Below are 13,814 nucleotides of genomic sequence, written 5' to 3'. Positions count from 1 at the left end.
GCTCATGGCCCATTTTGCGGTTATCGGCGCCGGTATTACCGGCATTACCACCACCCATGCCCTGATCGAACGTGGCCACCGCGTCACGGTGATCGACCGCCACCCGCTGCCGGCGATGGAAACCTCGTTTGCCAATGGCGGGCAATTGTCGGCCAGCAATGCCGAAGTGTGGAATTCATTCGGCACGGTGTTCAAAGGCTTGCGCTGGATGGCGCAGCGCGACGCGCCGCTGTTGATGAACCCGCGCCCCGGCTGGCACAAATATTCCTGGCTGGCCGAATTTCTCGCCGCAATCCGCAGCCATGATGCCAACACGGTGGAAACGGTGCGGCTGGCGATTGCCGCGCGCCAGCACTTGTTCGATCTGGCCGCGCGCGAAGGCATCGATTTTGATCACCAGACGCGCGGCATCCTGCATGTCTATCACAACGCTGCCGACCTGGCCGCCGCCGCGCGCACCAATGCGCTGTTGCGGCAGGGCGGGCTGGACCGGTTTGAAGTGTCGGCGGACGAAATGCGCGGGATCGATCCGGCGCTGACCGGCGATTATGCCGGCGGGTACTTCACCCCGGCGGATTCGACCGGCGATATCTGCAAATTCACGCGCGGGCTGGCCGACGCCTGCGCCCGGCGCGGGGGCCAGTTCCGGCTGGATCGCACAGTGCTGGATATCGGCGTGGATGATGCCGGCGCCACCGTCCACACAGCCGCTGCACTGAATGGCGGGGACGCGAAGGCCGACCACTATGATGGCGTGGTGATCTGCGCCGGGGTCGGCAGCCGGCGGCTGGCGGCGATGGTCGGCGACCGGGTCAACGTCTATCCGGTCAAGGGCTATTCGATCACCGTGATGCTGCGCGATTCTGCCAGCCAGGCTGCCGCGCCGTGGGTCAGCCTGCTGGATGAAGCGGCCAAGATCGTCACTTCGCGGCTGGGTGCAGACCGTTTCCGCGTGGCCGGCACTGCTGAATTCAACGGCGAAAACCGCGATATCCGCGCCGACCGCATCGCCCCGCTGGTCGATTGGGTGCGCCAGCAATTTCCGGGTGTCGGGGTGGGAGAGGTCGTGCCGTGGGCAGGCCTGCGCCCGATGATGCCCGACATGATGCCGCGCTTTGGCGCCGGGCGGCAACGCGGGGTGTTTTACAACACCGGTCACGGTCATCTCGGCTGGACGCTGAGCGCGGTCACCGCCCAGTTGATTGCGGCGGCGATCGACCAGGCGGAATGGCCGGTAGCGGATCGGCGTAGCCACGTGGCCGCGATACGATAAAAAACTGTCACATTGGCGTCGCAGCTTTTGATTACCGTTCCGTAATACGCCCAGGCCGGGCGGATTGCGGAGCTGTGGCCTATGCTGCTCGATCTTGTGGATGTGTTCGGTGCGCGCCGGCTGGGCGGAAATCCGGTGGCGGTGGTGCGCGATGCCGATGCGCTGGATGATGCAGCGATGATCGCGCTGACGCGCTGGCTGGGCTATACGCAGGTCGCCTTTGTCGTGCCACCGACCGATCCGGCGGCCGACCTGGGGTTGCGGTTTTTCTATCCCGATGGTGAATTGCCGTTTGGCGGGCACCCGGCGCTGGCGGCAGCGGCGGCGTGGCTGGCCGATGGCCACACCCCGGCCTGGCCGGGGACGGTCGTGCTGCAATGTGGCACCGGGCTGGTCGATGTGCGGATTGAGGGCGATGGCGGGCGGCTGGCCTATCAGGCCCCGCCGCTGATCCGGTCTGGCCCGTTGAGTTCCGAAGAACGCGCCGAATCCGTGCGGCTGACCAATATCAACATTTCTGCGGTGGTCGATGCAGTGCAGGTGGTGAACAAGCTGCCGTGGCGGCTGTTGCGGTTGCGATCGGCCGCCGATGTGCTGATGGCCGATGCCAATGCGCGGGTGCCGTTCGTGCGCGCCAACATCGGCCTGCTGGGCCCCTGGGCAGAGGGTGATCCCGCCGCCGATGGTGCGCAATGGGAACTGCGCGGGCTGTTCGCCAATGAGGGCCGCGTGCTGTTGGAGGACCGCGTGACCAGCAGCCTGAGCGCAGCGGTGGCCCAGTACCTTTACCACAAAGGGCTGGAACAGGGCGAATTCGTGATCGCGCAGGGCCGCAGGGTTGGCGCAGAAGGGCGGACCACCATCAGCCGCGCCGACAGCGATGAAGATGGCGCTGACGGCGGCACGCGCGCGATCTGGATCAGTGGCGCGGTTGCCATGGTTGCCTGTGGAGCAGCGCTGACACCGCGCCGGGATGCCAGTCAGGTGGTGGAGAGTGTCACCGTTCCAGCAGTGTAAACGGCGCCCAGTTGGCAGGGTCTGCCGCGTTGCGGACGCGGGCATCGCGCAGCACCGCCAGCGCCGCCGCCTGCAGCGCGCGTGCCTTGCTCATCCGCTGTCCGGCGGTCACCGTTGCCACGGTCAGCCGTGCGGCAATGTCATCGCGCACCGGCCACATCGACACCAGCAGCGATTTGCTGCCCGCCTGAAAAAACGCGCGGGCCAGCCCGGAATAAGTCGGGGTGGCGCCATCGGTCGCGCCCGCGCTGTCGCAGGCCGACAGGATCACCCAATCGGCATCCAGCCGCAGCGTCGCCGCCTCTGACGCGGTCAGGATGCCATCATCCTGCGCGGTGGCCATGGCCGGCGGGGTCAGCACCAGCGCCGGTTCGCCAATCGCGGAAATGCCGCCGACCAGCCCGTGCGTGGCAAACGCCAGCACACGGTATTGCGACAGGTCGGCGGTGCGGACACGGGATTCGCTGGCATCGTCACCCAGCAACAACAGCGATTTTTCCGCATGCAACGCGGTGCTGATGGCGCGCAATTCCGCTGCCGCCCCGGGCAGTGACGGCAATTGCCGTAACGCCGAAAGGTCGGCAATCCCCCCGCGCAACAGATGCACGCCGCCATTCGTCACCGCCGCCGCCGGGGCCAGCGTGGGCGCGCCAATGCCGGCAAAACTGGGCGTTGCGGCAGCGATGCGGGTGGTCCCCGCCGGATGGTCCAGCGTCGCGACCACGGCCACGCTGTGATCGCGGATCAGCCAGGCGGCGTTGCGCAGCGCAGCCGGTTTCAGCACCGGCACCGGCGGCCGCGCGGTCAGCAGCATCCCCAGCGGGATGGTCGCAACCGGCCCCCCGCCAAACAGCACCAGATCGCGCTTGTGCGCCAGCGCGGCGCGCAAGGCTGGCGGGACCAGCGCGGCGTACAGCTGCCAGGCCTGATCCGCAGGAAAACCACCCGCACCGCCCCGGCCGGGTTCGACCGCGGCGCGCAAGGTGCCGACCAGCGCGGTCACCGCCGCCGGGATCACGCGACTTTGCTGCCATTCCAGCCCCTGGCGCGTAACGATGATCGACAGAAATCCGTCGTCGACCGCCAGCGGGATCAGCAGCGCCTGATCAGCAGACAGCGCGGCCATGGCGTCATGCAGGCTGATCGGGGCCGGCCGGCTGAGCGTCTGATAGTTCGGGAACTGCGCGTTCAGCGCGGTTGTGCCAGCGGCCAGATCGCGGTCCAGCGTCGCCAGCAGCGCATCGATCCGTGCGACTTCGGCGGGGGATTTGCCCAGCGCGAACGACCGTTCGCGGTCCAGCCCGGCGCGACGGGCGATCATGTCCTGCACGCCCCGTGCCAGTGCCGCCACCGCCGGATCACTGGCCGCCGCACGCGCCGCCACCGCGCTGTTGGTGACCGCAAGCGCCGACATGTTGGCGAACTGGGCGGCGCGAAACGCCGCTTCGGTATCGCCCGCCGCCAGCGCAATCGCCGCAAACCGTTCAAAATTATGGGCATAGGCTGGTGCCAGATTGATCAGTTCGCTGCGCGCGGTGGTGTTGGCGGTCAGCACCGTCTCCATCGCCCTGGCCGCCGGCAGGGTCTGCGCCAGCCCTTGCGCAGCCTGTCCGGTCCGCGCCAGCAACAGCCCCTGCAGCATCACCACGTCCAGGTGCACCGGATGCACCAGCGGCAATTCGCCCATGCCGGTCAGCGCGGTCTGGATCGCGGGCAATCCTTCGGCGGGGTGCCCGGCAATCAGCGACCCCAGCGCACGCTGGCCCCAGGCACGCGCCAGAATAAATTCATCGCCCTTGCGCGGGTGGGCCAGAAACGCCAGCGCCTGCGCCACACGCGCATCGGCAGTGGCATTGTCGCCACGCAGGCGCGCCAGCACCGCCGCATCGACCAGCAGCGTCGCCGGCAATTTGGGCGGAGCGGCTGCACCCAGATCGGCAAACACCTGTTCGGATGCCATCACCAGCGCCTCGGCCTCGGCCAGATGGCCCTGTCCCGACAGGCTTTTGGCCAGATTGCGCAGATCGGTGGCGAAACGCGTGCTGGCCTTGCCACGAAAACGCGCCTCCTGATCGACCGCGCGGCGGGCAATCTGTTCGCCCTCGGCAAAACGACCGGCATCGTTCAGTGCAGCGGAAAGATTGGCCAGCGCCACCGCCGCGCCGATATGGTCGGGCTGCAGGTATTGTTCGGTCAGCGCCTGCACCTCTCGCGCCAGCACCAGCGCCTCTTCCACCCGGCCCGATTGCGACAGCGCGTCAAACAGCACGGTGTGATAGCTCATCCACGCCATGCGGTTCTTGTCATCGGGCTTCATCAGCACCAGGCCGCGACGGGCCTGTTCGATGGCATAGGCCAATCGCCCCTGCCGGTTGGCGTTGAACGCGATCAGGCACATGGTCGTGCCGACATCGACGCTGTCCGGCCCGAATCGTTTTGACTGGATATCCAGCACCTGGTGCAACAGCACATCGGCCTCGTCCCGGCGGCCCATGTCGCCGACCACGGTGGCCTTGTTCATCAGCATTTCGACCACGCGCGGGCTGTCGCCCAGGCCGGCCGCCTGCAATTGCGCGATACCCTGGTCCAGCACCGCCAGTGCGCCCTGGTTATCATCCATATCGCTCAGCACGACCGTCAGCAGCACCTGCAATTGTGCGCGATCATCGGCATCGGGGCGGGCTTGCGCCTCCTCCTCGGCCAGCAGCGCGCGCACCGCCTTCAGTTGTTCAGCCAGGTCCGCTTCGCCGATGTAATTGACGCGCGCGATGACGCGGTCATGCAGGCTGGTGCCCGCCGCTGCCGCTGGTGCGGGCGTGGTGGCCGTGGCGGGTGTGGCAACCATCGTCGCCAGCGCAAGCGCAAACACCCTGTTCATCAGCACGGACATTGTATCGCCATCCCCCACCTTTTGCGGCAACAGGCCACAGATGGCAGCGTTGCGCAATCGGGCGCTAAGGCGCAACATGGTCCGCCCGGCTATTGCAGCACCAGAAACGTCCGCTGGCGTTGCCCGCCGTGGTTGCGCACGCCAATGTGGTAACGCGCCGTCCACAACGGCAGCCAGCTGCAATCGGCGGCGCCGGCGGGGCACTGTGGCGCGCCGGTTTCGTCCAGGATCGACAGTTCCACCCGGCCTGTGCCGGGGTGCATCGCATGGCGTTCGCCTGTCTGTACCAGCGCGGCATGCGCGCGCTGCCCGGCCAGAAAGGTCTGATCAAACGTGATTTCGGCCCCGGCATCCAACTCGACCAGGCGATAGGCCGGTCCCAGCGCGCGGTTGCGATACGGGGCATTGCCCGGGTGGGCCCAGTCGGTGGCGAGATCGGGGGTGCCGGCCTCTGCATGCGCGCCGGTGGCCAGCAGCACCGTGGCCGCACGGCTGCGCGCGGCGGGTGTGTGCGACCCGCGTTGCAGCGCCGCCACCACCCGGTCAACCGGGTCTGTTGCAACGTGTGCACCATTGCCCAGGCACAACACCGCCAACCCGATGATTGCCCGTTTTTGCCAATCGGTCATGCCGTGCCTTTCGCTGCGATGATAAACCGTGCGCCGGGGTTCGCATCTTCGATCCGCGCGGTCAGGCCGTTGCGCGTGGCCAGCGAATGGACCAGCGCCAGCCCCAGTCCATGTCCGGTGCCGGCGCCCCCGCTGCGGCGAAAGCGCTGAAATACGGCCTCACGATCGGCCTCGGGAATGCCGGGGCCGTCGTCTTCGACCACCAGCACCGGCCCGGGTGATACCGCCAGCCGGATCTGCGATCCTTCGGGCAGATGGCGCAGCGCATTGTCCAGCAGATTGGCGATGATCCGCGACACCTGCATCGGTTCGCCGCGCATCGCCACGTGCGGCGCGATCCGCGCGGTCAGATGCATGCCCGCTTCTTCGGCGCTGGCCTGGTACAGTTCGACCACGCCGGCGGCCAGTTCCGACACGTCAAACCGCGCCACCCCGGTGCGGGCATCGTGCGATTCGGCCAGCGCGATATCCAGCAGCGCATCGAACAGCGACACCACCGCGTCGATCTCGCTGCGCGCCGCCTGCAACAGCGGTTCGACTGCGGGATCGTGGTTGGCGGCCTGGGCGCGGCGCAGATGCGTATCCAGATGCCCCAGCGGGGTGCGCAATTCGTGCGCGATATTGTCGCTGATTTCGCGCTGCGCGGCGATCAGCGACACCACCCGTGCCAGATGGTGATCGGCGTGGTGCGCCAGCGTGGCGATTTCGTCGCGCCCCGGCATCGCACCGACCCGTGCGGCGGTGTCCCCGGCAGAAAAATCGGCAAAGGCGCGGTTGATGCGTTCGATCCGCACGGTCAGCCGCCGCGCCAGCAGTAGCCCGATCAGCAGCGATGCCGCGGCAATCGTCGCTTCACACACCAGCAGAATCCGGCGCAGATCGGCGTTGAACGCCTCCACCCCGGTCAGCGACCGCCCCACCGCCAGCACCGTACCCCCGCGCAACACCGTGGCGCGCAGCAGCACCGGTTGCCCCCCTGCGACAATCTCCACGCTGGCAGAGGTTTGCGCATTGGGCAGCCGCATCGGTGCCAGATTGCCTGCCAGCCGGTGCCCGGTCGCATCGGTCAGCAGGTAATAACTGGCCGGGCTGGTGACAAACGCGGTGCGATCGCCGATCCGCTGCGCCAATTGTTGCGCATCGCCGGCGGCCCAGACATCGACCAGCCCGGCAATATCGGTATCGATGGTGTGCAGCAGTTCTGCCCGTCCGGCCCGGTCCACTACCACCAGCATCAGCGCAGCAAACCCGCTGGTGGCGGCAATCACCACCGCTGCGGTCAGCAGCGCCTGACGGATTGCGATGGACAGCGCCGGGAACGCCTTCATCCGGGCAGCATGTCGCGCGGGATAGTGTCGCGCGGAGTGCCCAGCCGATAGCCCTGGCCGCGCACGGTTTCCAGGCAGCTGTCGGCAAAGCCCGCCTCCAGCTTGCGCCGCAATCGCACCAGATTGACATCAATGACATTGGTCTGCGGATCGAAATTCAGGTTCCACACGTGGCGCAACAGCATTGCGCGGGTGACGGTTTCGCCCGCATTTTCCATCAGATAGCGCAACAGATCAAATTCCTTGGGGCTTAACCGCAAGGGGCGCCCGGCGCGGTGCGCGGTGCGCGATTCGATATGCAGCGCGATGTCGGCATGGATCAACACCGATTGGCGCGTGCTGGCGCTGGACTGCGCGCGGCGGCACAGCGCGCGCACCCGCGCAATCAGCTCGGCGGGTTCGAACGGTTTGGCCAGGTAATCATCCGCGCCCTGGTCCAACCCTTCGATGCGGTGGTCCGATCGCCCGAGCGCCGACAGGATCAGCACCGGTTTGTCCACCCCCGCGGCACGCATCCTGGCAATCGCCTCGATCCCGCTGATCCCGGGCAACATGCGATCGATGACAATCGCATCAATCGTGGCATCGCCGCTGCGCTGCACGCCCTGTTCGCCGGTGGTGACATGGGTGGCGGTGATCGCCGCCGCCGCCAGCGCATCGACAATCGCCGCGGCCGTAAACGGGTCATCCTCGATCAGCAGGACGTGCAAGGGCCGGGCAGGGGTATCGGGCATCACCGGTTATGTTGCACACCCGTGCCGCGCCGCAAAGTTACAATGGCTGTTATTTGCTGCTGCACTGGCGTGCAGTCAAACCTCTCGCCCCGTTCTTCCCGAAACGGGCCATTACAGCTTTTGTAACACGACCATCGTCGCCGCACTGGTTAGTTGCAATGTCGTTACCGGTTGGTGCGGACGTGATCCCCGCCAGACCGGATGGGGATGGAGCGACGATGAAACGGTCAACTTCCGGGCTTTGCAGGCCCTCGTCCGGCGTGCTGGCGCTGCTTTTGCTGGGTACGGGCATTCCCGTCATGGCGCAAACTGTCAGCCCGGTGCCGGCGAATCCCACTGTGTCAAACAATCCGCTGGTGGCACAGGCGCTGCAACAGTTGCGCAGCGGTCAGGCGGCCGCCGCCTATGCGCTGTTGCGCCCGCACCTGGCGGATATGGCGGGCGACAGCGATTATGATTATGCGCTGGGGCTGGCGGCGATCGATTCCGGCCATGTGCCCGATGCCATCCTGGCGTTTCAGCGCGTGCTGGCCGCCAGGCCCGATCAGGCGCAGGCACGTGCCGAACTGGCGCGCGCCTATGCGCTGAGCGGCGATATCGAAACCGCGCGGCGCGAATTTGATACCGTCGCCGGCGATGCCACCATTCCCGATCCGGTGCGCCAGCGTTTCACCGGTCTGGTACAGCGCCTGGACCGCACGCTGCAGCCGGGGTCGAACCTGACCGGCTATGCCGAACTGGGCGGCGGCTATGACAGCAACGTCAATGCCGCGACCAGCGCGGGGCAACTGGTGATCCCGGTGTTTGCCTTTCTGGGACCGGCCACGTTGTCTGCCGATGCACGGTCGCACGGCGACGGGTTCGGCTCACTGGGCGGGGGCCTGAGCGAGGATTACGGGTTCAACCGCCAGAGCCACGTGTTTGCCAGCGTGCTGGCGGCATCGCGCATCAATGGCAGCGTCGGCCGGCTGAACCAGACCTTTGCCACCGGCACGCTGGGCTATGGCTATACCGCCGCCAACCACGATGTCGCCTCGATCTCGGTGCAGACGCAGCAATTCGTGCTGGGCAGCAACCATTACCGGTCGGCCTGGGGCGCGATTGCGCAATACAGCCACCGTTTGCCGGGCGGGGCGGTGCTGTCGGGAGAGGTTGAGGCGTTCGACATCACCTATCCCACCGATCGGCTGCGCAATGCGCGGCGCTATGGCGGCGGCGTGACCTATGTCGATCACAGCCTGTACCTGGGTGTGCAGGGCGGGCACGAACAGACCCGCAACCAGGCTTCCGACAACCTGTCCAACGGCTATTTCGGGGTGCGCGGCGCCTATGAATACCGCCTGGCACCCAAAATCAGCGCGTTTGTGCAGCTGGCGTTCGAAGCGCGGCGCCACGACGCGACCGATCCGCTGTTTCTGGTGCGCCGGCATGACGACCAGTTTGATGCCACGGTCGGCCTGCATGTGGCGGTCCTGGCGCATGTCACGCTTAACCCGCAGGTGGGTTACACCCGCAATTCCAGCAACATCGCCATCGATGATTACACCCGCGTAACCGGGTCGATCACCGCGCGGCTGGAATTCTGATCACCGCAATTCTGTCTGTCCGGCCTTGCGCCGACCGTTCCTGATTTCGCCGAATGTGGAGACTTTTATGACCGCAGGCCGCCCCTCATCGTCGCGCACGCGCATCCTGTTGCTGGCCACGGTGGCGCTGGCCATCGGCAGCACCCCGCCGGCCTTTGCCGCACCGCGCATGCTGTTTGCGGTAAATGTGCCGGGTGCGCCAGCGCGCAGCACCCCGCTGACCCCGGGGCAAAGCTTTAGCGCGACGGGTGCCACGATCCAGATCATCACCGACAGCGGCGCGACGATCGCGCTGGTCGGCGATATCGCGTTTACCGTGGCGGCCGACGGCACATTGCAGGTCACGCGCGGATCGGTGACGATCGATGGCGCAGTGGCGATCCAGCTGGGCGGCACGCACATGGTGACCACCGGCACTGGCGCCGCGGCGACGTTCAACGTGGATGCAACGGGCGCGGTCAACGGCCGCGTGGTGGGTGGCAATGCGCAACTGGCCTCTGCCGGCGGCACTGCGACTTTTTCGGCGGGACAGGCGTTCATGGTGGCCGGCGGTGCCGCGCCGCGCCTGATCTTTGCCGCCAATGGCCAGGCGGTTCCGGGCACACCGTCGCCGCTCGCGGGGCAATCGCCCGCGCGCGCCCCGCAGCGCGGATTTACGCAGACCCCCGCGATTCCGGGCCTCGCGCAGGGCGGCGCGCTGGCGCTGGCGGGGCAATTGCAGCGCAATGGCGGCAATGGCGCGCTGTTCACGCCCGCATTCCGTCAGCAACTGGCCGCCTATGTGACGCCGACGCCAACGCCGACACCGACACCGACGCCAACGCCAACGCCCACACCAACGCCGACACCCACACCCACACCAACGCCGACGCCCACGCCGACGCCAACTCCCACACCCACACCAACACCAACGCCGACACCCACACCCACACCCACACCCACACCCACACCAACGCCGACGCCCACGCCCACGCCCACGCCGACGCCGACGCCGACGCCCACACCAACGCCAACTCCCACGCCGACACCCACACCAACACCGCCCGGCGGATCGGGCGCAGGGGCTTTGTCGAGCACTGCTGGAGTCATTTATACCGCGTACCAGTCGAAGACGCTGAACGGCACGCCTTCGGTCGGCGGCACCGGCGATCCGGTCGTGCCCACCGCCTTGTCGATCTCTGCGGCGGGGGAACTGCAATCGGTGGCCGTGTTCGGCACGACCACCGCCAAAGGATCAGCGGTCAACACCGATGTGTTTGCCAACGGCACAGTCGGCATCGGCCGGTTGGCCGCCGGCACGCTGGGCAATGGCGATGTGCTGACTGCCGATCAGGGCCTCGTTTATGCACTGGCACTGCCTTCGCCGGTGCAATTGCCGACCTCGGGCAGTGCGCAGTTCAATCTGCTCGCCGCCACGGCGCCGGTCTTTGCCAGTGGCGCCACTGCGCCAGGTCATCTGACCTCGGCCGGGCTGGCCGTAACCTTTGGCACGGTCGCCCACCTGGGGTTTGAAGCATCGCTGACCATGCCCGAATCCGGCGGTGCGACCGTGTACAGCCTGTCGAGCACGGGCGGTCTTGCCAATCCCGCCGCCAGCGACTGGTTTTTCTTTGTCGATCCCACATCGACCTACAACCCCAACAACGCCTTTGAAGGCAGCATTACGGTCACCACCAGCGCGGCAACCAATCTGGCCTGCGCCAATGCAGCGTCATGCGGCGGGTTTGCCAACGGCCAATTGTCGGGCAAGGATTTTGCCGGCGCGGTGATCGCCTATGCCGGCGGCGACAATCCGATCATCGGCACAATCGCGCTGGGCCTCGATCCAGCATCATCATTCCCCACCCCGGTGCCCGTCGTGGTGCCGACGCCAACACCGACACCGACGCCAACACCAACGCCAACGCCAACGCCAACGCCAACACCGACACCGACACCGACGCCCACACCCACACCAACGCCGACACCAACCCCATCCGGTCCAACACCGCTCACCGCTGCCCCGGCCAATGCGGGTGCAGGGGCGCTGGCGGCTGCCGGAACGACCTACACTGGCGCCTGGGCAGAGCCGAACCGGGGTAACCGGGTTGGCAGCGTGATCAGCGTCAACAGCAGCTACACCCCCGCGCTCGACGCTACCGGGGGCGTCAGCTCCCTGAAATATGGCGGCACGACCGAGGCCAAGGGAACATTGAAAAACCTCGAAGTCTTTAGCGACGGCGGTGTAACCATCGGGCGGTGGGCCGATGGGGCCGCCACTGGCGGGCTGTATGGCGGTGATTACACGCTGACCGCCGACCAGGGCCTGCACTATGCCTTCGGCTCGAATGTCACTGTGCTGCCACTGACGGGCGGATCGGCGGTATACAGCCTGGCATCCGCGACCAGGCCGACCTTTGCCGACGGATCCACCGCGCCCGGCACGCTCAACAGTGCCGCGCTGTCAATTTCGTTCGGGGCCGCACCCAAAATCGGGTTCGAAGCATCGATCACCATGCCCGAATCCGGCGGTAACCAGACGTACACGTTCACCACGACGGGCGGCGCCGCCCACCCCGAACAAAACCTGCTGGGCACGACCATCGACGGCTTTGGCAATTTTTCAACGCTGTTTCGCGCCAGCGGCACATTCAAGCTGTGCGGCGTTTCGGGGTCTGGCAACACGTCGTGCAGCGGCCAGATCAAAGGTGGGTTTTCCAAGGACCTGACCGGCGCGGCGCTGGTGTATGATGTCGGGAACTATCTGGACGGCGCAATTGCGTTTTACCTGTCGGGCGCGACCAATGTCACCACCGCGGTTCCCGCTGGCACGCCATCGGGATCGTCGGCGTCCAGCGGGTTGGCCAGCGGCCGGAACGGTTTTTCGTTCACCGCCCAATCGGCGGACAACGGCGTGGTAATGGGCAACGCATCGTTCCCGATACAACAGACCTATGATGCGACCGGCGCGCTGAAATCGGTGGATGACAATCCGATTGCCGGCCCCGCCTATGCGCGCGGCACGGCGGTCACCGTCGATCAGGCATCGGGGCCGGGCTGGGAAGTGGGCCGCTGGGCCAGCGGCACGGTCACCGGCCGTTCGCTCGCCTATGGCGGGGCGGGCACCGCACTGTATGGCGCCTATACCGGGTTCCACTACGCGTCGTACACGGCAGCATCGGGCGTGCTGCCGCAGGGCCTGATCAGCTATGACCTGCTCGGTGCGACCGCGCCGACCTTTGACAACGGCCGGGCGACGACATCGGCGGTGTTTACCGGGTCGATGGCAATTTCGGTCGGCAGCAGCGCGCTGTATGGTTTGCAGGGCCAGATCACCACGGTCGATGCCCAGGGCACCGATGTGTTCAATTTCACCACCAGCGGCGGCGTGGCTGCGCCATCGGTGCAGGTGGTCGGTCCGTCGCCGCTGATCGGTGGCGGATTGCCGGTGACCGCGACCGGGCATGATTGCACGGGCAGCTCGATCTGCCTGTTCAATTTCTCCGTGACCAGCGGCGGCGTGGCTGGCGCGTTTCAGGCGGTGACCTATTACATCACCGACGCGCTGGGCGCGCATGGGGACAAAAGCATCTATCCCAATCTTGAAGGGGTTGCCCTGTTCGGCAAGACCGGGGTTACGCCATTGCCGGTGAAAAGCACCAACCAGGTGTTCGCCACATATGGCAGCCTGGGTGCAGGCACGATCAACCCCGCCACGATCATCGCCACCAGCGCTGGCAAACTGGACAGCTTTGCCAGCGGCAGCGCGGCGGCCACCACCCGCGGCACCAACACGGATCACGAAAATGGCGGTGTGGCCGGGGTCATCGGGTGGACACGCTGGGCCGGCGGCACCACCGCCGGCGCGCAGTCCGTGGCCATCCCGGCCGATGGCGGCAGCGGCATGGTGTGGGGCACCGGCGCGACCGCCATCCCCACCACCGGCAGCGCAACCTATAACCTGCTGGGCGCGACTGCGGTCACCGCCAACGATGGCTCGCTGGCGCCAGGCAGCGTGAAAACCGCGAGCCTGGGGGTGAATTTCGCCACCAGCAAAGTGGGGCTGGACGCCACCATCGGCATCGGCGGCGCGGATTATGCGCTGGCCTCTACCGGCGGGGCGGCCACGCCGGGAATGGCGTTCGACACGCTCGGCGCGTTCCTGGGGTCGGGCGCGGTCACCGGCAACGGCTGTACCGGCACCGCCTGCGCCGCGCAGATCAGCGGTTTCCTAGCGGGCAATGGCGCCAGCCACGCGGGCGCGGCGTTTACGTTCAGCACGCCCGGCAGCAGCGGCGTAAAGGTCAGCGGCGCAATTGCCTTTGCCAAGGCGCCGTGACAGTCTGTGCGGCGTGACAGGCCGGGCGGGCCATACCGC

At 66.8% G+C, this 13,814-nt stretch carries 8 protein-coding genes; 4 read left to right on the top strand and 4 right to left on the bottom strand.

Annotated elements, in window-relative coordinates; all coding sequences use genetic code 11:
• The first annotated feature begins 4 nt into the window (after positions 1–4).
• Positions 5–1,273, top strand: a complete 1,269-nt coding sequence (locus ABWP89_RS03370) for a D-amino acid dehydrogenase (protein ID WP_353227235.1) — start codon at positions 5–7, stop codon at positions 1,271–1,273.
• 81 nt (positions 1,274–1,354) lie between these two features.
• The gene (locus tag ABWP89_RS03365) at positions 1,355–2,290 is read left to right on the top strand and encodes a PhzF family phenazine biosynthesis protein (RefSeq protein WP_353227233.1); all 936 of its coding nucleotides are present in this window, start codon (positions 1,355–1,357) and stop codon (positions 2,288–2,290) included.
• Here the strand turns inward: ABWP89_RS03365 and ABWP89_RS03360 are convergent.
• The 4 genes from ABWP89_RS03360 to ABWP89_RS03345 all read right to left on the bottom strand — a co-directional run bounded on the left by ABWP89_RS03360 (position 2,271) and on the right by ABWP89_RS03345 (position 7,871).
• Positions 2,271–5,168, bottom strand: coding sequence for a CHAT domain-containing protein (locus tag ABWP89_RS03360; RefSeq protein ID WP_353227232.1), 2,898 nt, complete (start codon positions 5,166–5,168; stop codon positions 2,271–2,273). The genes ABWP89_RS03365 and ABWP89_RS03360 overlap by 20 nt on opposite strands.
• 101 nt (positions 5,169–5,269) lie before the next feature.
• Entirely contained in the window at positions 5,270–5,809 is a 540-nt protein-coding gene (locus ABWP89_RS03355) for a hypothetical protein (protein ID WP_353227231.1), read from the bottom strand.
• Positions 5,806–7,137, bottom strand: coding sequence for a sensor histidine kinase (locus tag ABWP89_RS03350; protein ID WP_353227230.1), 1,332 nt, complete (start codon positions 7,135–7,137; stop codon positions 5,806–5,808). Before ABWP89_RS03350 ends, ABWP89_RS03355 begins: the two co-directional genes overlap by 4 nt.
• Positions 7,134–7,871, bottom strand: coding sequence for a response regulator transcription factor (locus tag ABWP89_RS03345; protein ID WP_353227229.1), 738 nt, complete (start codon positions 7,869–7,871; stop codon positions 7,134–7,136). The genes ABWP89_RS03350 and ABWP89_RS03345 overlap by 4 nt, the downstream gene beginning before the upstream one ends.
• A gap of 218 nt (positions 7,872–8,089) precedes the next feature.
• On the opposite strand from ABWP89_RS03345, the gene ABWP89_RS03340 reads away from it, so the two are divergent.
• Both ABWP89_RS03340 and ABWP89_RS03335 read left to right on the top strand, forming a co-directional pair.
• On the top strand, positions 8,090–9,457 hold the full coding sequence (locus ABWP89_RS03340) for a surface lipoprotein assembly modifier (RefSeq protein ID WP_353227228.1): 1,368 nt from the start codon (positions 8,090–8,092) through the stop codon (positions 9,455–9,457).
• A 67-nt stretch (positions 9,458–9,524) separates the two neighbouring features.
• Positions 9,525–13,775, top strand: coding sequence for a beta strand repeat-containing protein (locus ABWP89_RS03335; protein ID WP_353227226.1), 4,251 nt, complete (start codon positions 9,525–9,527; stop codon positions 13,773–13,775).
• Positions 13,776–13,814: the final 39 nt, after the last annotated feature.

Origin of the sequence: Novosphingobium sp., from assembly GCF_040398825.1 — a bacterium.
Lineage (GTDB): Bacteria > Pseudomonadota > Alphaproteobacteria > Sphingomonadales > Sphingomonadaceae > Novosphingobium.
Note: the sequence above shows the minus strand (reverse complement) of the source record. Positions and strands in the feature narration are given on the sequence as shown.

Bases quoted from the DNA above. Each gene is read 5' to 3' on its own strand.
- ABWP89_RS03355 (WP_353227231.1), bottom strand. From the start codon at position 5,809: ATGACCGATTGGCAAAAACGGGCAATCATCGGGTTGGCGGTGTTGTGC.
- ABWP89_RS03360 (WP_353227232.1), bottom strand. From the start codon at position 5,168: ATGAACAGGGTGTTTGCGCTTGCGCTGGCGACGATGGTTGCCACACCC.
- ABWP89_RS03340 (WP_353227228.1), top strand. From the start codon at position 8,090: ATGAAACGGTCAACTTCCGGGCTTTGCAGGCCCTCGTCCGGCGTGCTG.
- ABWP89_RS03370 (WP_353227235.1), top strand. From the start codon at position 5: ATGGCCCATTTTGCGGTTATCGGCGCCGGTATTACCGGCATTACCACC.
- ABWP89_RS03335 (WP_353227226.1), top strand. From the start codon at position 9,525: ATGACCGCAGGCCGCCCCTCATCGTCGCGCACGCGCATCCTGTTGCTG.
- ABWP89_RS03350 (WP_353227230.1), bottom strand. From the start codon at position 7,137: ATGAAGGCGTTCCCGGCGCTGTCCATCGCAATCCGTCAGGCGCTGCTG.
- ABWP89_RS03365 (WP_353227233.1), top strand. From the start codon at position 1,355: ATGCTGCTCGATCTTGTGGATGTGTTCGGTGCGCGCCGGCTGGGCGGA.
- ABWP89_RS03345 (WP_353227229.1), bottom strand. From the start codon at position 7,871: ATGCCCGATACCCCTGCCCGGCCCTTGCACGTCCTGCTGATCGAGGAT.